Source organism: Algoriphagus zhangzhouensis (assembly GCF_900148515.1).
In the GTDB taxonomy this organism is placed as follows: Bacteria; Bacteroidota; Bacteroidia; order Cytophagales; family Cyclobacteriaceae; genus Algoriphagus; species Algoriphagus zhangzhouensis.
Genome location: NZ_FRXN01000007.1, coordinates 68246 through 91066 on the forward strand (window position 1 = coordinate 68246; position 22821 = coordinate 91066).

The 22821-nt window shown below is 39.1% G+C and carries 17 protein-coding genes; 2 read left to right on the forward strand and 15 right to left on the reverse strand.

What is annotated here, in order from left to right; all coding sequences use genetic code 11:
• Together BUF13_RS19725 and BUF13_RS19730 are read right to left on the reverse strand one after the other, a co-directional pair.
• On the reverse strand, positions 1–1176 hold the full coding sequence (locus tag BUF13_RS19725) for a hybrid sensor histidine kinase/response regulator (protein WP_073573555.1): 1176 nt from the start codon (positions 1174–1176) through the stop codon (positions 1–3).
• A gap of 44 nt (positions 1177–1220) precedes the next feature.
• Positions 1221–4655 carry a sensor histidine kinase gene (locus BUF13_RS19730; RefSeq protein WP_073573556.1) on the reverse strand — a complete coding sequence of 1145 codons (3435 nt, stop codon included), beginning with the start codon at positions 4653–4655 and terminating at the stop codon, positions 1221–1223.
• 114 nt (positions 4656–4769) lie between these two features.
• Here BUF13_RS19730 and sucD point away from each other — a divergent pair, with 114 nt between their 5' ends.
• Positions 4770–5651, forward strand: a complete 882-nt coding sequence (gene sucD / locus BUF13_RS19735) for a succinate--CoA ligase subunit alpha (protein WP_026955480.1) — start codon at positions 4770–4772, stop codon at positions 5649–5651.
• Between the two features lie 136 nt (positions 5652–5787).
• Positions 5788–7419 (forward strand): ABC-F family ATP-binding cassette domain-containing protein, encoded by a 1632-nt coding sequence (locus tag BUF13_RS19740; RefSeq protein ID WP_073573557.1) that lies wholly within the window; start codon positions 5788–5790, stop codon positions 7417–7419.
• 82 nt (positions 7420–7501) lie between these two features.
• Here the strand turns inward: BUF13_RS19740 and BUF13_RS19745 are convergent, their stop codons facing one another.
• The 13 genes from BUF13_RS19745 to cyoE all read right to left on the reverse strand — a co-directional run bounded on the left by BUF13_RS19745 (position 7502) and on the right by cyoE (position 22819).
• Entirely contained in the window at positions 7502–8251 is a 750-nt protein-coding gene (locus tag BUF13_RS19745) for an NIPSNAP family protein (RefSeq protein ID WP_073573558.1), read from the reverse strand.
• A gap of 113 nt (positions 8252–8364) precedes the next feature.
• Positions 8365–8559, reverse strand: a complete 195-nt coding sequence (locus BUF13_RS19750; RefSeq protein WP_073573559.1) for a DUF6728 family protein — start codon at positions 8557–8559, stop codon at positions 8365–8367.
• Positions 8560–8589: 30 nt separating this feature from the next.
• On the reverse strand, positions 8590–10572 hold the full coding sequence (ispG, locus tag BUF13_RS19755; RefSeq protein ID WP_073573560.1) for a (E)-4-hydroxy-3-methylbut-2-enyl-diphosphate synthase: 1983 nt from the start codon (positions 10570–10572) through the stop codon (positions 8590–8592).
• Between the two features lie 4 nt (positions 10573–10576).
• Positions 10577–11281, reverse strand: coding sequence for an SDR family oxidoreductase (locus BUF13_RS19760; protein ID WP_073573561.1), 705 nt, complete (start codon positions 11279–11281; stop codon positions 10577–10579).
• A 65-nt stretch (positions 11282–11346) separates the two neighbouring features.
• Positions 11347–14811, reverse strand: a complete 3465-nt coding sequence (locus tag BUF13_RS19765) for a hypothetical protein (RefSeq protein ID WP_073573562.1) — start codon at positions 14809–14811, stop codon at positions 11347–11349.
• Between the two features lie 43 nt (positions 14812–14854).
• Positions 14855–18556 (reverse strand): ATP-binding protein, encoded by a 3702-nt coding sequence (locus tag BUF13_RS19770; protein WP_073573563.1) that lies wholly within the window; start codon positions 18554–18556, stop codon positions 14855–14857.
• A 54-nt stretch (positions 18557–18610) separates the two neighbouring features.
• Positions 18611–18862: a hypothetical protein gene (locus tag BUF13_RS19775; protein ID WP_073573564.1), complete on the reverse strand. Its 252-nt coding sequence runs from the start codon at positions 18860–18862 to the stop codon at positions 18611–18613.
• 33 nt (positions 18863–18895) lie between these two features.
• On the reverse strand, positions 18896–19447 hold the full coding sequence (locus BUF13_RS19780) for a DUF420 domain-containing protein (RefSeq protein WP_073573565.1): 552 nt from the start codon (positions 19445–19447) through the stop codon (positions 18896–18898).
• On the reverse strand, positions 19434–20102 hold the full coding sequence (locus BUF13_RS19785; RefSeq protein WP_073573566.1) for an SCO family protein: 669 nt from the start codon (positions 20100–20102) through the stop codon (positions 19434–19436). Before BUF13_RS19785 ends, BUF13_RS19780 begins: the two co-directional genes overlap by 14 nt.
• A 74-nt stretch (positions 20103–20176) precedes the next feature.
• On the reverse strand, positions 20177–20506 hold the full coding sequence (locus BUF13_RS19790) for a cytochrome C oxidase subunit IV family protein (protein ID WP_073573567.1): 330 nt from the start codon (positions 20504–20506) through the stop codon (positions 20177–20179).
• A 19-nt stretch (positions 20507–20525) separates the two neighbouring features.
• On the reverse strand, positions 20526–21302 hold the full coding sequence (locus BUF13_RS19795) for a cytochrome c oxidase subunit 3 (RefSeq protein WP_073573568.1): 777 nt from the start codon (positions 21300–21302) through the stop codon (positions 20526–20528).
• A gap of 26 nt (positions 21303–21328) precedes the next feature.
• Positions 21329–21910 carry a cytochrome c oxidase subunit 3 gene (locus BUF13_RS19800; protein ID WP_073573616.1) on the reverse strand — a complete coding sequence of 194 codons (582 nt, stop codon included), beginning with the start codon at positions 21908–21910 and terminating at the stop codon, positions 21329–21331.
• Positions 21911–21913: 3 nt separating this feature from the next.
• Positions 21914–22819 (reverse strand): heme o synthase, encoded by a 906-nt coding sequence (gene cyoE / locus BUF13_RS19805; RefSeq protein ID WP_073573617.1) that lies wholly within the window; start codon positions 22817–22819, stop codon positions 21914–21916.
• Positions 22820–22821 lie beyond the last annotated feature (2 nt).

Below are 22821 nucleotides of genomic sequence, written 5' to 3' on the forward strand. Positions count from 1 at the left end.
TTACTTTACCGGAATTCTAACTTCAAAGGTTGTCCCTTTTTTGATTTTACTATCAAAGGTTATCTCTCCGTTCAATACTTCCAAGCATTTTTTGACAATAGAAAGTCCAAGTCCTGAACCTTCCACTATTCCTACATTTTTGGCTCTAAAAAATCTATCAAACAATTGACTTTGTTCTGATTCAGGAATACCAATCCCAAAATCAACCACTTTCCCGATCAATATTCCGTCTTGATAATCCAGACTGAAATGTACTTCTCCTCCATCTTTGGAATATTTCACGGCATTGGAAAGAAGATTTTCAAAAGTCTGATATAGAATCTCACTGTCAGAGGTAATTGTCTTTGGCAAGGCTCCAAAATCGGTTTTTATAGTGACTTCATTCTCAATTCCCGCCTTGACAGTATCCATAAGCTCTTTAACGAAGGCTCCCACGAACATTTTCTTAGGCTTATACTCCATCTTATTTGCGTCAGCTTTTCCGAAAAACAAGACACTTGTCAATAGATTATTCAATGCCCGAACAGAGTTTTCAATTTTCATCGCATGTTTAGCAATCTTTTGCTTGAATGGATGATCTTTTTCAGCGTACATCTGAAGGAGCTGTGCAGAACTCAAAATCGAAGTTAATGGAGTTTTAAAGCCATGAGAAACGTTTAGCACGATTCGGGATTTCAACTCATTGATTTCTCTCTCTTTCTCCAGAGCTTTGGTTAATTCTTTATTCGCTTCGTAAAGTTCTGCGGTTCTAATCCGCACCTTTTCCTCAAGCTGATTATTGAGTTTTTGAAGCTCCTTTTCTTTTCTGTCCTTGAAAATCGCCAGCTCAATAACCATGTTTAATTCACGGATATTAAATGGCTTGATTACATATGCTGAAGGGTTGGTGCCCACCACTTTATTTAAAGTCTCGGCATCAGAACTGGCACTTAGATAGACTACAGGAATATCAAATTTTTCATTGATGATTTCAGTCGTAGTGATCCCATCCAGCTCACCAGCTAGATTGATATCCATCATCACTATATCAGCGTGACTTTCTTCTAGTAGATCGAGGGCCTTCTCGCCAGAATCGGCAACTCCCAGAATATGATGATTATTTTTCTCTAAAGCCCTTTGTAATAGCAGGGCTGAAACTGAATCATCTTCGACGATGAGGATATTAAGACTAAACATTCAGGTTTTTAAAAGGCAGATAAACAGCTTTGAAAATACAAAATTTATGAATTAGACAATGGAATTTCTACTATCACTCGTGTTCCTTGATTTTTGGCACTTTGCAGATTGATATAGCCCTTCAAAAGATCAACCAGATTTTTGGTAATCGCCATACCCAAACCGGTTCCTTCAAACTGTCTTTGATTCCCTGTACTTTCCTGCTCAAATGGCTGGAAAATTTTCGGCATAAAGTCCGTGGACATACCCACACCCTCATCCTCGATTTTCATTAATAAAGATCCATCTTGAGAATCGACTGTCACTTTAACGGTTCCAGACTCAGTGTATTTCAAGGAGTTACCGACCAAATTATTGAGAATCATTTCTAAGAATCTTTTGTCAGTTTCTCCTTTGATATCTTTCTTTTTGAAATCCAATTTCAATTGAATGCCCTTTCTTTGAGCATGAGCAAAAAACGGCTTCATGACTAAGGAAATGAACTCTACAAAATCAACCTTTGTATAAACGACCTCCATTTTATTGGCCTCGATCTTTGCCATATCCAAAATCGAGGTAATCGTAGCCAAAAGTCTTTCGCCACTTTGAAGGATAATATCTAGCTCATCTAACAGCTTGGTATCATCCTTCCTGGTCATCATCACATGTTCCGTCCCTCCCAAAATCACATTGAGAGGAGTTCTGATTTCATGACTGACATTAGAAAGTAAACTGGTTTTGAAACGGTTCGCCTCCTCAGCCTTTTCTTTGGCTTCTCTTAAATTCTTTTCAATCTGTCTTTCTGCGGTTACATCTCGGAACATGGATAAAATAGTCTCTCCATCGCCACCCTCCGAGGAGATTTTTTTAGAATAAATTTCCATTTCTACATCAGCTCCATTCCACACAAATTCAAGTTTCAATGTTTTTCCCTCCTCAGGGAGAATCAGCATTTCATTTTGATATTTTCTCAAAAAATCACAATCTCCAAAAATCTCAATCAACTCTTTCCCTTCCAATAAAGTCGCCTCTGTTTGTACATAGCGAGCAAATGTAGGATTCGCAGCAATGATTTTTTGACCATTCACTGTCAAAAGCATAGGATCCTTTGAGCTGTCCCAAACATTTTTAAACTGCTTTTCTGCAACTGCTTTTTCCTTATCTTTTTTACTCACAGTCGACTCCAAAACACCAAGTTTATTCCCTTGATCAAAAAAGCTTTTGACAAAATACCCCACTGCAACCATGACAAGAGACACTAATGCCAAGAACCAGAATCTCATATAGAAAGGCCTCAAAACAGTAAATTCTACGGATGTGACCAAAGGGGAAAAATGCTCACCTGCGTAGGATGCTTTGATTTCAAACTGATAATCTCCAGGAGGTAGTCTTGGGTAGAAGAACCTTTTTGCTTTGGGTTCTACCAAAACTTGCCAGGACTCTTCAAATCCTTTTAATCGCCAATGAACCCAAAGATCTTTCTCCTCATTGAATCCTACTGCTGAATATTCCAATTCAAGTGAATTTTGTTGGGATCCAGATCTCACATCCTCTAGCCCCATAATGGACTTACCTTCTAACTCAAATGATCTCAAAAAGACTTTTGGGGTACCATTTGCAATAAATTTCTCTTGAGGTTTGAAAATTGAGAACCCGTCCAAGGTCCCGATCATAATCCTTCCATCCACCCCTTCCACCAATGCTCCTCGATTAGTTTCATTATTGGCAAGCCCATTCATCTGATTGAATTGTTGGACTTCATTATTTTCAATTTTGAAAATACCATCATCAGTCCCCAACCAAATGATTCCACTCGAGTCATGAAGAATAGAAAAAACAGGTCGCCCGATCTTTTCTCCTTCAATCAGGTAGTCTTGGACTTTTCCATCTTTGATTAGTTTCAGTCCAGATTCAGTTCCGAGCAAAATTTCGTCTTCAAGCTCTAGAAAATCGTATCCGTCAGCCAAAAGTAGGTTAGGAGTTGAAATTAGATTTTCAGTATTTTCAATTCTCGAAGCTCGCATAATGATCGTCCTGCCATCGCGAAGCTTACCCGATTTTCTTAGATAATAGAACCGATGATTCATCAATTCTTCCAATTCATCTTGAATGGAATTCTTGAACAAATCAGGTCCTCGATCATGAATAGATGCAAAATAAACCGCCTTGGGACTAGTGATCAGCAGACTATCTCCGTATACATTTACCGATGAGATTTGTACATCAGTGGGCGGACTAAATACTTCAATTCGGTTTGCTGCGATATCATATCTCCCTACACCTCTAATATTGGAAGAGAACCAAATAGCCTCATCGGCTTCTCTTGAGAAATTTACAATTCTACTATTTGGTATTATTCCTATTTCAGAATCCTTATATATATCCTGGATATCATATCGAGATATTTTTTGGATTCCATTATTATAGCCAAATAAATATTCGTCCCCTTTTACTAATGCAATTGCGGTTACTTCTTGGCTCATCAAGCCAGATTGTACTACATCATAGTTTTGAAATGCCAGTGAATTCAAATTTGCCAATCCTCTTGCTGTGGCCATCCAAAGTATCCCTTCTCTATCAATCAAAAAGTCATGAAGGTAAAATACCCGAAACGTATATTCTAAATCTAATGCAATAGGACGGCGAGAACCGTAAGTTAGCTTATAGAGGTCCGAGTTGATATGGTAAAAAACGCTTCCTTTTGAGAATTCAAGTCCAAAATAGCTGTCCAAAAAATTAAAATTTTGCTTGAGACCTTGATCTAGGATTTCTTCTGGTGAAAACTGATCTGGTCCTTTAGCTAAATAATCAGCTCCTAAAAAATAATATTCGCCAGTATCTGGAGATTTTTTTGAAATTACAGGAGCACTTGAGACTTTTTTCAAATCCCATTCAATTTTCCTCAAATTACCATTCTCTAATATCAGCGTCCCTCTATCAAAGAAAAAGACCGGGGTTTCAGAATCCCCACCCAAATAGGTAAAAAAGCCAAATTCAGCCTGATCTTTTGAAAATCTCTGAGGACTTTCACCTTCTAACCAATAATAAAATCGACTTCCGACATCTAGTAAATATTCTTTGCTATTCCCCTTCCCACGAGTAGTAAATTTGATTCGAGGAAGGTTTACCAAAGAATCAATCCCTGTAAATTCTACATTCTCCCAACTTCCATAGCCACCTTTTAAAAAATTGCCAACTCCCCGATCATTATAAAGCCAAATCATACCATCCTCATCTTTATGGATGGTGATTTGAAAATCAAATTCAGAGTTTAGGCTATCCGCAAGTGAAAATGTCTCAATACCGTCTGAATAAAAAACCCCTCTAGTAGTTGACATCCAAATCAGGCCCAGAGTATCCTGCTCCACCTGAAGGACGTTTTGGATAGGAAGTCGAATTCCCTTCGGATTGGTATTGTATTTAAAAGTCTGAGCAAAAACCCCAAAATTGACAAACAAAATCAGGGAGCAAATGAAGGCGCTCAGGTATCTAAATTTCATAACAGCTAAATTATGAAAAGATGCCGTATGTCAAATTAGATAGAGAATGTTAATATATTCTTTTGTCAGCGGGCGGTTTCTCTTATTTTTGTGGCAAACTTTAAAATACGACGCATGAGTGTACTAGTCAATAAAAATTCCAAGGTAATCGTTCAAGGATTCACCGGATCTGAGGGCTCTTTTCACGCACAGCAAATGATCGAGTACGGAACCAACGTAGTTGGTGGTGTAACTCCAGGCAAAGGAGGCTCTACGCATTTGGAAAAGCCAGTTTTTAATTCTGTTGAAGAAGCCGTTCAAAAGACTGGTGCAGATACATCTATTATTTTCGTACCACCAGCTTTCGCAGGTGATGCAATCATGGAAGCAGCTGATGCTGGTATCAAAGTGATCATTGCTATCACCGAAGGAATCCCAGTTGCAGATATGATGAAAGCTAAGCCTTACATCAAAGAAAGAGGCGCTACCCTAATCGGTCCTAACTGCCCAGGAGTAATTACTCCAGGTGAAGCAAAGGTTGGTATCATGCCAGGTTTTGTATTTAAGCAAGGTAGAATCGGTATCGTTTCTAAGTCTGGTACTTTGACTTACGAAGCTGCTGACCAAGTTGCAAAAGCAGGTCTAGGTGTATCTACGGCAATCGGTATCGGTGGTGATCCTATCATCGGAACTTCTACCAAGCAAGCTGTTGAATTGCTTATGAATGATCCTGAAACCGACGCGATCGTAATGATCGGTGAAATCGGAGGTAACTACGAAGCTGAAGCGGCTAAGTGGATCAAAGAAACTGGAAACAAGAAGCCTGTTGTAGGTTTCATCGCTGGCCAAACAGCGCCTCCAGGTAGAAGAATGGGCCACGCTGGAGCGATCATCGGTGGAGCTGATGATACTGCAGCTGCTAAAATGAGAATCATGAGAGAAAATGGCATCCACGTAGTAGAATCTCCAGCTGAGATTGGTGCTACTATGGCAAAAGCTTTGGGTGTTGATGCTTAAATAATTTGTCCGATGCCGGATGCCGGATGTCGGATATTAAAAGCCGCTTCGATTGATTTCGAAGCGGCTTTTTTATGATTTCAAACTTCAGAATTCATATTTAAAAATTTACCTTTGCGCCTTCAATTCCGATAATATGATTTCAGTTGACAATGTAACTGTCCAGCATAGCGGCAGCGCACTCTTCAGTAATATTTCCTTTACCATCAATGAAAATGATAAAATCGCCTTGATGGGTAAAAATGGAGCAGGTAAATCTACTCTATTGAAAATTATTGCAGGGCAATCCAAACCTACTTCTGGAGCTGTTTCCGCCCCAAAGGACTATGTCGTTGCTTATTTGCCTCAGCACCTTTTGACCAGTGACGATTGTACCGTCATGGAAGAAACTGCCAAAGCATTTGCTTCATACCTGAACATGAAGGCGGAAATTGATCATATCAATGAGGAACTGACCGTAAGGACCGATTACGAATCTGAAGAATATTACAAGCTCATTGAGAAAGTCTCTGAACTCAGCGAGAAGTTTTATGCCATCGAGGAGGTCAACTATGAAGCTGAAGTAGAAAAAGTATTATTGGGATTGGGATTTGAAAGAGATGATTTGACTCGCTCCACTTCAGAGTTTTCTGGTGGATGGAGAATGCGTATCGAATTGGCAAAAATACTCCTTCAAAAACCTGATTTGATTCTTTTGGATGAACCTACCAACCACCTGGACATAGAATCCATTCAATGGCTGGAGGAATTCCTAATGAATAAGGCCAAAGCTGTAGTTGTGATTTCCCACGATAGAGCTTTTGTGGACAATATCACTACTCGAACTATCGAGGTGACTATGGGTCGTATCTACGACTACAAAGCCAAGTATTCTCACTATTTGGAACTGAGAAAAGAAAGAAGAGAGCAGCAGCAAAAGCAATTCGAGGAACAGCAGAAGTTTATAGCTGAGACTACTCAATTCATTGAGCGATTCAAAGGAACTTATTCCAAAACACTTCAGGTACAGTCTCGAGTGAAAATGCTGGAGAAACTGGATATCGTTGAGGTGGATGAGGTTGATACTTCTGCTTTGAAATTGAGATTCCCTCCTTCTCCAAGATCTGGTAAATACCCGGTAATCGTCGATGAAATGAGCAAATCTTATGGAGACCATGTGGTTTTCAAAGATGCTTCCATGACCATTGAGCAGGGACAGAAAGTTGCTTTCGTCGGAAAAAACGGAGAAGGTAAATCCACCATGATCAAAGCTATCATGGGAGAGATAGACTTTGAAGGAAAATGTGAATTGGGTCATAATGCCATGATTGGCTATTTCGCCCAAAATCAGGCTTCACTTTTGGATGAAAGCCTGACCATTTTTGAAACGATCGATCACATTGCCGTTGGAGAAATCCGAACTAAGATCAAAGATATCTTAGGAGCCTTTATGTTCAAAGGTGACGATATCAACAAGAAAGTGAAGGTACTTTCCGGTGGAGAAAAAACCCGATTGGCCATGATCAAACTATTGTTGGAGCCAGTGAACTTGTTGATTCTCGATGAACCGACCAACCATTTGGACATGAAAACCAAAGACATCATCAAAGATGCATTAAAGGCATTTGACGGTACTTTGGTCGTAGTTTCTCACGACAGGGACTTCTTGGATGGATTGGTAACCAAAGTTTTTGAATTCGGCAACAAACGAGTAAAAGAGCACTTCGAGGATATCAATGGATTCTTGAGAAACAAGAAGATTGAGAATTTGAAAGAAGTAGAGAGGTAGTACTTTTTGTAAGCAGTAATATTTGTAAACGGTAAGTAGTGATCGATGCAACTCACTACTTACCGTTTACGACTTACTTTTTCTATTTCATCGGAGAGAAAGGCAAAGTTTTCAAAAATTTCGCATCGACTTTTTCTACAATCTTTCCATTTTCTTCAGAAGCATCTCGGGCCTTGATCCATTCTGGGTCTTTTCTGAAGTTATCAAAAGCTGTCTCATAGGCTTGTTGATTGGAATCACCCAAGAAATAAACCAGCTTTGGCTGACTTCCATCTTTTTCGACAGTCAGAAAATACATGTAGTTTTTCAGCCCCTGCTTCTCAAAAAGGTCTTGGGTATGGTTTCTAAATCTAGCCTGCAAATCATTAATTTTTCCATCATAACAATAATAAGTCCTCAACTGAAAAATCCCACTTGGACTTGGAATCGGATGATCATTTAGCCCAGGAGCTTTGATCATAAAAACTTCCTGCACCTCACGAACTAACCTGCCATTTTCGATGGACTCCTGATATACTTTTTGCCACTCAGGATCATTACTAAATGCTTGCCACATTCGATCTCGGGCCTTGGCATCCGGGTATCCTAAAATATAAGTCAATGTATTGTCGGATTCTTCCACTGGAAGCCAATAGATGATGTTTTCCATCCCAAGCCTTTCAAAAATGGCCATCGTATGATTCTGGAACCGCTTTACTAAATCAGGCATTTTACCATCATTTGCGGTATAAGTTCTCATTTCGAAGTAATTGGAATTCATCTGATCCAATTGTTGGGCTATACCAGAAAAGGAAATCATAAGCATCAGTCCAATTAGATAGATATTCTTCATGGGTTTAAGGGTTTTTGTTAGGCTTTCAATTTACCTTAAAATCAATCACCCTCAAGCACCACAAATAAAAATACCTGACCGGTTGGGTCAGGTATTGATAATGTTTTGTTTATTTAAATGAACCGCTTGACAGTCCAAATAATCAAAGCGAGGAGGAAAATGACTATGGAAATCTTATTGATCCCATGCATCATTCTCAAATTAAAGCTAGTAGGCTTGGAGGGATCAGGCTTTTGAAAAACCCGGATAAAGTAGTTGCCTACCTCTCCCAATTTGAAAAACTCTTTTACTTTATTTTCTTCGGCCATAGCTTCATATTGTTAACTCATTCAATAAACTCAAATACTTTCAGGTTCGTTCCACATTCCATCTTCACGGATGATCTCAATCAGTTCATCTACCGCATTTTCTGAAGGAACTGAGCGTTTCACTACCTCTTTACCTTTGTAAAGTGTGATTTTTCCTTTTCCAGAACCTACATATCCATAGTCCGCATCGGCCATTTCACCCGGACCATTCACAATACAGCCCATGATTCCGATTTTCACACCTTTCAAGTGATCGGTTCTCTTACGGATCATGGCCGTGGTCTCTTGAAGATCAAACAAGGTTCTTCCACAAGATGGACATGAAATATATTCCGTTTTGGACATCCTGGTTCTAGCCGCTTGCAAAACTCCAAATGATACAGAATTATGCAATTTGACTTGATCCAAAATTTCCTCACGAGTATGCTCTCCTTCTTTCTCCAGAGACATCATAATTCCATCACCCAATCCATCGATCAACAATCCTCCGACATCAGTGGCTGTGTAAAGCATGGTCATATCAGTGGTCTGATCAGGATAGCTGACTTTCATCACAACTGGAATCTCATTTTTGCTTTGCAAAAGCTTGATCATCGCAGCCCTCATTGCTGGCATCCCATGCTTGTTGTTTGTCTTGAGAATCAAAACCCAATTCTTCTTTTCCTCAACAAAAGAAATAGCCTCATCCATTTGAGTATCGAGAATTTCCAAGAAATTCAGTTCAGAATGGCTTATTTCAGAAGCATTTGCCTCAGGTAAGGAGAACAGAGGAAACTTGTTAACCTGATCTGGCGCTTGTTTCCAAATCTCATAATTCTGGATTTCCTTCATGCCATTTGGAAGCATAAAAGGAATAGGATTGGATCCTGAATACACAAAATCACATCCAATGTCATTCATTTTCCACTTATCCAATTCGGGAAGGTAGAAATGCCCCACGGCTTTCATTTCCTTTTCGGTGATCTTCTCAACTCGGGAAATATCAGTAATTACTCTAGGAACATTGTGATCACCGAAGTTGTAAACCTCCTTTGTATGTCTTTTGGTGTATTCAAAAGGGTTGATAGAATAGTCTGAAATCGGCTCGATTGCCTGATGATCAGCTCGATCCGTATAGCGATCAATCAAGGCTTTGGCAACGGGAGCTTCGAATTCTGGATCTTCGGTCAAGGAAACACGAACCGTATCACCCAATCCATCTTCCAGAAGCGTTCCAATTCCGACAGCAGATTTGATTCTTCCATCTTCCGCCTCTCCAGCTTCAGTAACACCCAAGTGTAAAGGATAGGGTTTAAAACCTCCCTCATCTAATTTCTGAACCAAAAGTCTATAAGCCTGAACCATCACTTGCGTGTTGGAGGACTTCATAGAAATGACAATATCATGGAAGTTTTCACTTTCACAGATTCTCAAAAACTCCAAAGCTGATTCTACCATACCAAGTGGTGTATCTCCATAACGGCTCATGATTCGATCCGAAAGTGAACCGTGGTTGGTTCCAATTCGCATCGCAGTTCCGTTTTCCTTACAGATTTTCACCAAAGGAAGAAATCGCTCCTGGATTCTTGCCAATTCATCCTGATAGCTTTCATCGGTATATTCGATGACCTCAAACTTCTTTTTATCCGCGTAATTCCCGGGATTGATCCGGACTTTTTCTACAATCCTAGCGGCTAATTCAGCTGCATTTGGTGTAAAGTGGATATCCGCAACCAGTGGAGTGGTATAGCCCCTTTTCCTCAATTCAGCTTTGATATTTCGGAGATTTTCAGCCTCCTTCATACTTGGGGCAGTAATCCTTACCAATTGACATCCGCTTTCGATCATGCGAATACATTGCTCCACCGAGCCCATGGTGTCCATGGTATCCACTGTGGTCATGGATTGAACTACGATGGGATTATCCCCTCCGATCAACACATCACCTACTCTAACAGGGATGGTCTTTCTTCTGGAATAGGATGTTAGACTATTGCAGTAATGAGGCTCACTGACTTTTACGATTGGGTCCATATTCTTAAATATCGCCTAATTGGGGACGGATTATTAATTCTTCAACAACGGATTGGGGAGAAAGGTTATAAGCTCCCCAAACAGATTCTGCAACATCTTCGGATTTCATGAATCGCTCGACCGGCAAATCCACTCCTTCCCAACTCGCAGTATAGGTAGCTCCCGGCAAAATCGATGTGACTTTCACCTGATGTTCCTTCATTTCTTCACGTAAACATTTGGTCATACCTAACATCGCCCATTTGGAAATCGCGTAGCTTCCGCCATTGGCATAAGCAGTCGTTCCTGCAATAGACCCCATGCTGAAAATATGCCCTGATTTCCGTTTTACCATATCAGGCACGAATTCCCGAATCAGGTAATAAGCAGAAAACAAATTGGTATGCATCATCAATTCAAAGTTTCCTTCTGGCTCGTTGTAAATGGAACCTGGAAGAAAAACCCCTGTATTATTGATCAATACATCAGGCTTGCAAAAGCCTTTCACTTGTGCTGAAAACCGAGCTACTTCTTCCTTTTTCGAAAGATCAGCAACTAAAGCCAAAACCTTAATTTCAGGGAATTTGGCCTCTAAATCAGCTTTCAGATTTCCTAAATCATGCTCGTTTCTTGCACAGGTGGCAATATCAAATCCTTCCTTAGCAAATCGGTAGATAATAGCTCTTCCGATTCCTTTGGTACCGCCTGTGACTAAGATGCTTTTGGGCATATTTTGTTAGTGTTTTAATAGTTAGTGTGACAACTATTTACTTGAAGCAAAGTTACATTTTTTTATCAAAACAGCGCCGTTACTTGCATTCTTCCCACATGAACTATCCTATCCAGCCCCTGTGAATTTCGTCCTTCGTAGACCATATTTAATTGAAGCCCTTCCCCTATCTTTTGTAGCCAATTGAGTGTCCAGGTGATATTTGTTCCCGGGGTTAAAGCCTGCAACATTTCATAGCCAACCGGAGAATTCATTTCCCCATTGTAGGATATTTCTATCCACTTCAGATTAGCATTGATAGTTGTCTTGATGGCTTTTGCATATCTGAAATCTAGGCCTGTTTGATGAATTTGAGCTTTCTCATCAAATTCCAGATTATCCAAATTCTCTTTTCCTGTGAAAGAATAGGAAGCAGTCCCTCTCAAATTTGGGCTCGGTTGCCAGATAAATTCTGGACCAATACTTTTTTGATTTACTCTATAGTTTCTGTTTGATAAGAAATCCGAAGAGGAAAGTCGATTTCCTTGAGAAGCCAAAATTCTCAAAGTTGTCCGATTGGTAAAATTATATCGGGCATTCAATTTCCAGTCTTTTTGAATCAGGTCTTCAAAACCTCCTGAAAGCAACTGTTTCCATTGGGAATCATAGTAGGAAAGATCAAACCCATAAAGGGAAGAAGCTCGATTGAAAAAGAAACTGGTCCGAATCACCTGTCTCAAAGACAAAATATCCTGGCGATTTACACCTCCGATAAATGGATTGATTCGGTCTTTAAAGTCTTCTGAAGTAACTTTTTTCTCGACACTCAAGCTACTTGTATTAGAAAATTTCTGGAGAAAACTTTTTGCTCCACCTTCTTCTTTCCAGCCATCCGGAAACTTGGCCTGAATTCGATAATTCAATAAAGTTGTGTAGGCTTGGACATAAGTGTCTGTAGGAACAAAGATTTTGATGTAGAGCTTTTCTTCTGGGTTAATTGCTAGATAAAATTCATTCAGTTGCTGGATCCCATCTCCATTGTCATCCCGCCAAGTGTGAGTTCCATCTCCATTTGGTGCTGGAATGAATACAAATTCCCGTTGCAACTCCCTCCCGTTTCCTAATGCATAGCTCAATTCATTTCTGATCAAGTTCTTTCCTATCGATCCCAGATAGTCCACCTTTCCCATTACCGTCATTTCCGAAGGAAGATCTCTCTGCAAAAACTCCAATTCCCGATAGGTAAATGTATTTGTCAAAGAATGTTGCTTCCACTGTTTTTGAAAGCTAAAATTACTGGTAAATGCCTTGGTATCATTCTTCAAAACACCATCAAAAGGAGCTCTATCCTCCCTCCAAGCTGCATCTGCCCGAAATGCCACCGAAAGCGTATCATTGCTCTTCAGGTAAAATAAATGCTCTCGATAGTTCATGGCAGTACTCAAAACGGAGTCACTTTGATTGTGACGGAGTGAGTTTCTGTCTACTGAAAAACGATACCCCGGCACCAAAACTTTGGATCGATAGGAAACATCCCCCAGGTAGCGGAGCCAGTCAGTTGAAGTTGTGTCTTTCTGGCTTTGGAGACTAAAAAACTCATTTCTCAGGTAAAACCTATTCCCGACTTTCAGATTCCAATGAGCCGAATGCTGTGTACCACTAAGAACTTCATTTCTATTTCTGTGATAAAACAAATAATCAAAAGAGTTATCTGAATCTTTATCCAAGCTAAATCCGGCTTTCAAAAATTGTTCGGAAGCTGCATTTTCTAATTCTTGTTGTGTGATCCCCCAATCCCGATCGAATTCAATATATCTGAAACGATCAATAAAATTGAAATTAGTGGAATTGTACTCGTATTCCGTTAGTCCTTTGAAAGTATAGCCTTTCAATAGATCAACTTTTCTATCCTCTGATTGAAGACCAATTTTCCATCCCAAACCTTGATTATTTTCATCATCGATCGTAGAAAATAAATTTTCATCTCTGGAAGAAAGTGCTAATTCGGTATAGACTTTTTCATGATCTCCAACTTTGATTCCAGTGCCTGCTGTCACCATTCTCTTACTATCTGGAGCTGCTAATTGAGTCAAAATAGAATAATCGCCTTGAGATTGACCATTAATTCGAGGGACATACTCATAAACAGTACCATTGGAAAGTTGATTTAATCGCCGATAATCTCCTTTTCCAAAACCAACTTGAGAAAATGACAGATCAAAATGAGCCTTCTCAGGATCCGTTGAATATTGATAATAGATCAAAGGATTTCCTCCAGCTGTTTGCTCAACAATTTTCTCATACAATATCAGATTCGAGTCAAAAGCCACAGAATCAATTCTTGGAATCCTGGCACTTTCCACATCATCTCCTACACCTGCCAATAAACTCAATTCCTCTTGATTGAATTCTGTAAAAAGAGGTCGATTTCGATTATCCTTCTCTTGATAATAATTTAAATACAAATCAACCTTCCCGTTTGTCTGGAGGTGGTTTGCACCGATGATGGACCGCGAATAATTCCGTTCTGCATACTCAAAATCGACCCGAACTCTGGAGTATTGTGTGATTAAGACTTTGGGAGTAAAAGTGATTTCTGCCTGATTGTAGTCGATTACATAATCCGCGTTAAATCCTCTCTGTAATTGTTTCCCATCCAAAAATACCCGCTCAGAATTGGCCATGATAATTACAAAGCGTTCATTATTGGGTCCGTTAAGTCGATAAGGTCCCAAGACACCTTCCAAGATTGGGACTTGTATTGAGGCAAACTTCCCTTTGGCAATGGAGGCAAAAGCTTGGGTGCTGGCCTCCCAATCCCCCTTCATCTGATACTGAGTAGTCAATTGAAGACCTTGAACATTTTTATAATATCTCAAGAATTCACTTTGCCTTTGTTGCAAAACGACATCTCCAGCGGCTAGGTTAAAATCATCATTATAAAGCTCAATCAAAACATTGTCAAAATCCTGAATTTGCTGCGTATTCCCCTCAGGTTGAAAAGGAACATTTTGATCGGTAATACTGGCTCGAATGTTTAGATTTTCTGCAATCTCACCTTCGAGTTGAAGATTCAATGCTGAATTGACAAAGACATTTTGCGTATTCCCTACAGATATTCCTCGAGTCAAACTACCAGTTTTATAGAGATTGGTACTTGGGAATAATTCCTCCTGAATGTTCAAATTTTGCCTTGGAGCTACTCTAGTATCCTTAAAAAGTGCCGCAGAATCATAGTTTGCAGCCAGAGTTCTTTTTGCAAGAGGCTTATCAAATCGAATCGAAAATGTGCGATAACAAAGCGTAAGAAAATCTTCTTCAACCTGCGCAGTAGAGTCCAATCGGATCCAGTTTTTATTGAGGTCAAATGAAAACGGATAGTCTTTCCCCGAGGCATCTTTGATGATTATGCTTTCCTCGACCCCGGACAACGAATCTAATTCAATCCCATTTTTCAAGTCTTCAACCTTAACTTGGCGACAAGTTTCCTGAGCCTGAACTTGAAAAAGTATCAGGAAGAAAAAAAGTACAGAAAGCAGGCATTTTTGCATTTGGTAGACTTGACCCTTTTCCTAACAAGGTAAAAAAATCTACTTATTGAATAATTGGAAAAGTAAGGTAGAAAGTAGTCCCTACTCCCACCTCAGTTTCAAACCAGATTTTACCACCTGCTGTTTCGACACCAGATTTTGCGATAGCCAATCCTAATCCCGACCCTGTGGACTTTGTACTGAAATTTGGAATAAAGATCTTATCCCTAAGTTCGGCTGGAATCCCTTTTCCATTATCAGCAATTTCAAGAAAAACAGCCTCATCGGTCATCCAAAGCCACACTTTAATAATTGGAAACTTATCCTCTTCTACAGCTTGAGATCCATTTATGATCAAATTGGAAATCACCCTACCAAACAACTTTTCATCACCCATAATCGGGATATCATTTGCATAAGAATCATCCTGAAATTGAAGTTCCAACTTTTCATCATTTTTGTACAAATCCAAAACACGCATCACCACCTCCTTGAAGTTCATTCGTTCATTCTTTGGTAGAGGCATTTTTGCAAAAGTGCTAAATGAGGATGCAATTCCACTTAAGGCATCTACTTGATGGATTAGCGTTTCCAATGACTTTCTCAACTTTTGCAAATCATCCAATCGTCCAGCCTCTTCCAACCTTAACAAATGCTGCAAGGTCAGTTTCATTGGAGTCAAGGGATTTTTAATCTCATGCGCCACTTGCTTAGCCATTTCTTTCCAGGCAGATTCTTTTTCCGAAGAAGCCAAGACTTTCTTACTAGCCTCAAGCTTGAAAAGCATGTTATTGTATTCATTGACCAGCAATCCAATCTCGTCTTTAGAATCCCAATGCATCGGTTCATTATTTTCCAGATTGGTAGTCTTTAGCTTTTGAGTCAACAAGCGGAAAGGAAAAGTCAGGTTTTTGGAAACAAAGAAAGAAACGATCAAAAACAGGATAAATATGATGACAAATGCGTTAAAAATATTACTTAGCACATCTGCGATCAAAGTGTTCAATTCCGTTTCTGACTCAAAGAATGGCACACTCAAGATTGCTGAAGTACCCTGACTGGAACTAAAAGGAATTGCCAAGTAAACAGATTTGTATCGGAGCTTTCCAATTTCTTCTTCAGCCACAAACTGAACCTGATTTTGCTCTACAATCTCTGAAATCGCTTGAGGATTAATCCTAGGAGCCAAAAGTTTTTTATCAAAAATATTCGGACGATTCGTGGATTCAAGATCCCCGTTTATATCATACAAATGTATGTCAGCTGCAATGGTATTTGCCAAGGTCACCACCTCTTCATTAAGTTGGTCTTGATCGACTTCATCGGGAGTCCTATCCCCAAGAAAACTTGCCAAATTACCCCTGATCAAGGTTGCTTTCTGGATATACTGTCTGTCCAAATCCTCTCGGTAACTATTAGCCAAAAGCCCAACTGTAATGATAGAAATGATGATAATCGGGAAGAAAAATGCAAAATTCAGATATAGCTGAAGTTTGGTGGAATAGTTGAATTCAAAAGTTTTATACCCTTTGAATAGAGAGTGAATCAGAATTGTAAAGAATGTCAGAAAGACGAAAATCACGAAGTAAAGCGAGATATTTCCGAAGAAATAGGAGAATGGTTGATTTGGAGATGAAACCACAATTAATTCATCTCCATTTTCAATTCCCAAATGATGGTAGCCATTGGTATGAATCCCCGTGGTTAATAATTTCGATTCGCCTAGACGCTCAATAAGTATAGAATTGGTATAATTGAAAGAACCAATATTTCGGATCAACTCGCCTTGCTTGAAAATGGCGTAATCGTACCGGGTAGGATCAAGCTTTTCGCTATACTTTTTATCCAGTAGAAGTTTGGGATAAACCGATCCCGGCTGAACTCGCAATTGCTTCAACTCCAAATACAGAGTTCCCAAATTATTAGAGTCTCTCATTATCGGAATGAATGCGATAAATTGATTTCCAACATTTCCCTCAGTACCCCGGATAAAATATAAGTCCTTCAAACTTGTCACATAATCTGACTTGATATAGGTATCTCTGAGTGTTTTCAAAGATCTATCATCTGGGGTATTGACAAGACTTTGGCCATTTGGAGAGAAAATTCTAACCTTGACTTCAAACTGGTCAAAGTAATTATCCAGGTAAATTCTTCTGATTTTTGCCTCTATTGGTTCTTTGGAAAGTAACGGATCTCCCAAACGGTTTTGGATGAAAAGATCGTTTTTCACTCGTGTGAAAATTTCGCCCAAAAAGAATTCTGTCATCACGTCACTTTCAATCAAGTTTTGATTGGCAAACCTGATTTTGGATTGATTTAACTGGACTCTTTCTGTTTGAAAAGTACTAATCCCAGCAATAATTGCGACCATCAATCCAGCATAGAAAAATGTAAGGAATGTATTCAGTCCTAACCTGAAAATATTCCTAAACAATTTGAATCTGATCGCAGAAAACTGAAAAATCAAATGCACCACCCAGGCAATACCTAGCCAAGTGGACATAAATGTCAAAATTATTCCTACTGGAATTCCTAAAATCAGTAAATCTTGAAAATTGTCTTTTTGGGAATTATTCAACTCCAGTAAAAGACTTGTGAGTGTAATGGAAAACAGAACGTAAACTGCAGCCCAAAGAAAAATAATCAAGAAACTTAGCCCTTCAAACCAACCGAATGTTGGTATTGCCTCAATATCCAAAGGCCATTGAGAGTTTTGAATCAAATCCTCAGGAAGAACCCAAATCAAATAAAAGCCAAGTGAAACTAGGCCAAAGGCGATTACAAAAAATATCCGTTGCTCATTTTTGGTTGCTAGGACTTTAATCTTTTGATGAGTTTGAGGCGATGCCAATTGATATAGAACCATCCCTGCTACAGCCACCCCGAAAATCGAATTCAATAATAAATCACCCAAGCTCGGGTTGAACCATGAAGCTGCATAATTAGTGGGATCAAAAAGAGAGAAATTGAAATAAGCCCCAGGAAAACCCAAAATCAACATCACGAGACGAAATGCCAGAACCACTAAAATCCCGTACCCTATAGCTTGCCACCTTCTACCTTTTTTCCATCTATTCAGCACAAACCCAGAACTCAATAAGAAATACAGAAGGAAAATAGAAATGAAGAATATTAAAATTGCGGGATTACCAACTCTACCTGCCGGTTGATATCCGATTTCAAAATCGATCCCAAACATGGGGATGCCTGCCAAATTAGCTATCGTATAATCAGCTTCCTCTCCTACTTGTTTGAGTTCAAAATTCGAATTACCAAAAAGCCTAGAGTTTGCTCCGGTTACTAAATAGTCATTTTGAATCGATCCCGGCCAAATGAGTCGAAATGCATGGACAACTATATAAGAGCTCCCATTTTTGCTGACCCTTCTGTTTTTTAACAGATAACTACCATATGGATCAAAAAGTAATTGATACTCTTTTGATTCATCCACTTGGTCAAAATCCAAGGAAACCGTAAAATCGGACCAAAAAAGGAGTTTCTTCTCAGGACTTAAAATAAAAAATGGATGTCTGGACTGAACGCTTACCTGTCCAAATGTGAATGCTTCATCAGGACCGATGGCCATTAATATCTGAATGAAGTCCTCATCAAATTCTCTGTCGATTTCTTGAACTTCCTCTTGAAGTGCAGAAAAGAAACTTTCTTCTTCACTCTCCTGGAAGAAAAAGAAATTCAAAATTAAAACTCCAAGGAGTGAAAATCCGCTGACAAGGATGACCAGCCTTCTTAAATTATGGCTCATTTGCTTTAAAAATAAAAAAAGCAAAGTCCTAGATCAAACTTTGCTTCATAATAGCTATCGAACCATCAATTTTGATTTCCTTTTTTTAGCTGCCCGATACCATAAAACACCAATAATAGTGGCGATTAGATATGGCATCACGAATAAATACAAAATACCTGCATTCAAACCTGCTCCTATACTGGTATCACCATTACTCACATTGTTTTCTACAGAAGCACGGCACATCGCACATTGTGCTAACGTTGGAAGTTGAGCTACAATAAAGAGCAGAAATGTCAGGAATAAATATTTAATTCTTTTCATGATAATTCCATTTTGAATGGAGAGAAAAGGCTATCAGTGCGTATAATATGGACTGATCATCAAATAAACAATCACTCCTGTCACTGAAACGTACAACCAAATCGGATATGCAAATTTAACTACTTTTCTGTGTTTATCCCTCTGATCGGTATATCCATAATAATATGCAAACAGAATCGGGAACAAAGCTACAGCTGCTAATACGATATGGGTAATTAATAAGAAGTAATAAACAGATCTAATTGCTCCTTCACCTCCGAATGAAGTGCTTTCAGCAGCTCCATGATACACCACATAAGAAACCAAAAAAATAGCTCCTAAGCCAAAAGCTACACTCATCGTAGCTCCATGGTAGTTGTATTTTTTATTTTTTACAAAAATCAACCCTAGGATCAATGCCAAACTCGCAGCAGTATTGATGACAGCATTCAAGTGAGGCAAGAAATAAACCCATTCAGCTCCTACGTCAACTTTTTGAGGCATGAAGAGTAGAACAGCCACTGCTACTGGAATAATAATAGAAATAGCAATGATCCAGTTTTTTACTTTCGCTTCATTCTGAAGCATAGAATTATTTGTTTCCATGCAATAAGACTTTTGTTTCTAACATCAGAAGATCTACATCCTCTCGATTGGTACCACTATAATAGCCTCGAATCCTACCTTGATCATCAACTAAAGTGAATTTATCACTATGGATGAAATCATCAGGATTTCCCAACCCATCTACAGTAGGAAGGATGAAGCCACAACGGGCCAATTCATAGGTTTCCAATTTTGATCCGGAAAGGAAATGCCATTTACCAGGAGTGGCATGATGCTCATTTGCATATTCTTGAAGAATCTCCGGAGTATCATATTCAGGGTCGATACTGATCGACAAAATTTGCACCTCAGGATTATTGCGGAACATGTCATTGACCCTTTCCATTTCTTTGGACATTACAGGGCAAATACTAGGACATGAAGTAAAGAAGAAATCAACGATAGTGATCTTTCCTTCCATATCTTTTCTCCCGATAGTTTTCCCCTCTTGATTAGTAAAAGCAAATTCAGGAATATAATGTTGCGTACTATCCTCAAAATTGCATTCCTTAAAAGGGTTGTCTACTCCATTTTGATAGAAAATAGGCAAGTCATAATGATTCTCTCCAAACCCTCTAAGGAACATAAAGATCAATACTGGTATCAATAAAACACATACCAATACGAAACCTTGTAATATTCTTAATCCTCTCATAGCTTACTCTTAACAAAAAAGTAGGTTGAAGTGTCACACTCCAACCTACTTTTTTAAAGTTTTTATCTAAATGCCTACCAGCGCATCATAAATATCTCGGTTCCTTCTTTTGCCAAAGCAATCAGCAACCAAACCAAGAAAATCAATGGAACAATGATAGAATAAAATAAAGGCTTCACTTCATCACCAAGGTGCATAAATTCCATCATGATGTATTTCGCTTTCCATACAGTCAAGATGATAAACAATGCATAAAGCAACAATCCTCTTGGCATGGTGAAAGCCATGATAAATTCTGCAACAGTGATAGCCAAAAGAATACCTGCAGTAATCCAGATCTTTTTGACCTTGGCATCATTTCTTGGGGTTACCTCAAGAGTTGATTTATTTTCCTGAATTTCCATATTGCTATTTTTTATTTTCTTAGATCAAGTAGAACAAGGTGAAAACGAATACCCATACCAAGTCAACAAAGTGCCAGTATAATCCGATTTTCTCAACCATCTCATAATGTCCTCTTTGGTCATAAATCCCTACAGCTGCTTGGTAGAAGCAAAGGAATAGAAGACAAACACCGATTGTAACGTGGAATCCGTGGAAACCAGTGATGAAGAAGAACAAGTTGGCAAAACTTGCTGGGCCGTATTCATTGACCATCAAGTTTGCACCATGAACTGTTTCAGTAACATTTTGGCCAAGTCCATTAACAAAAGTCATAATAGAACCAGCATCAGAACCATGGATAAAGTGAGACCATTCCCAAGCTTGACATCCTAGGAAAGTAGCTCCACCAAGGATTGTCCAAAGCATCCATTTAACTACATCATTTCTATCATTTCTATGACCAGCTTCTACTGCCAATACCATTGTCACTGAAGAAGAAATCAAGATAAAAGTCATGATACCAACGAATACCAATGGAGCATGTACACCATGCAGGAAAGGTACTGCATCAAATACCAATTCAGGAATTGGCCAGTATTCATTTGAGCCAACAAAAGCGTCCATAGGACCTTCGTAAGCAGGATAGCTGACTCTGATCGACAAATACGTGATCAAAAATGCAGCAAAAGTAAAGATGTCGGAGAGCAAGAAAAACCACATCATCAGTTTTCCATAGCTGGCCTTTAGAGGTTCGTTACCACCTCCCCAGACGCCTCTTTTTGAGCTTACTCCAATAGCAGTAGAATGCGCAGACATAATTTATTTATTAGTACCAGGTTAATTTAATGATTCAAAAGCAAAAACATGAATAGATAAATCCATAACCCACCCAGAAAATGCCAATAAGTAGTAGCCATTTCCATCGTGGTCATCGATTGAGAATGGACCTTATATCTAAAGGTCGAAATTAATACAATAATCAGAAATATCACACCACTGATCAGGTGTGCGGCATGTAATCCTGTAAAAACATAAAGAAAAGAACCTGCAGGATTTCCTACAAAGAACACTTCTCTATCTACAAGAGCTACCCAGCTATACCATTGGCCCACCAAAAAGGCAATACCCAATACTACTGCTGCTACCATTCCAATTCTTAATTGAGCCAAATTATCCCTTTTAGCAGAATAATAAGCCCATTGTAAACAAGCAGAGCTTAGAACAACGATTCCGGAAGTAACCCAGAAAATCTCTGGTAATTCGTAATCAAGCCAGTTCCCTTCAGCTTGTCTCACAATATATGCACTAGTCAAAGCAGCGAAAATCATCACCACTGTAACCATAAACAACCACAATGCAAACTTTTTAGGGTGCATTGCAATTGGCTGCTCAACCATATCTACATATTGAAGTTCTTTTTCCATCATTTAGGGCATTTTATCCAGTAAATACGCGATTTGGACAATTGGTAAATAGAGAAATGAACCAAACATGATCTTCAATGCTGACTTTCTGGAACAATCTCTCATCAATGAAAAAGTTTGTGCCAAAAACAATACACCACATATGGTGGCAACAATACCAGAATTGAGACCTGTCAAACCAAAATAACTTGGCAACAAGCCCAATGGCAAAAGAAATAAGGTGTAAATCATGATCTGAATAGCTGTATTCAAATCTTGACCACCACCGCTTGGCAACAGTTTAAAACCAGCTTTTTTATAATCTTCATCACTAACCCAAGCGATAGCCCAGAAGTGAGGAAACTGCCAGATAAACTGAATACCGAAAATAATTAATGCTTCGTAAGTGATTGCTCCTGTGGCAGCAGTCCATCCCAACAAAGGAGGCATCGCACCAGGAATAGCTCCTACGAATACTGCAATCGGACCAACTCTTTTTAGAGGTGTATAAGCGAATACATACAAGACCATACTTAAAATCCCTAACCAGGTGGTCAAAGGATTAGTAAAAGCCCAAAGTAGAAAAACACCTACGATAGCAACGATTATTGTAAACCAGTAAGCTTCTTTTAATGAAATGATTTGAAGGGGAAGAGGCCTATTTTGAGTTCTCTTCATCAATTTGTCAAGGTCTCTCTCCATGATTTCATTTGCAGCGCCAGAAGCACCAGAAATCAAGAATCCACCTAATGCCAATCCTAAGAAACCAGTCCAGCCAAAGCTAGCACCTCTATCTCCCAAGATATAGCCAAATACGGCAGAGAAAGTAACCAAAGCAGATAATCTGAGTTTAAGCAAGTCAGAATATGCCCTGATTCGGCTAACAAGAGCCTCGTACAAAGATTGGTCAGTTACACCAACTGTCCTCATCA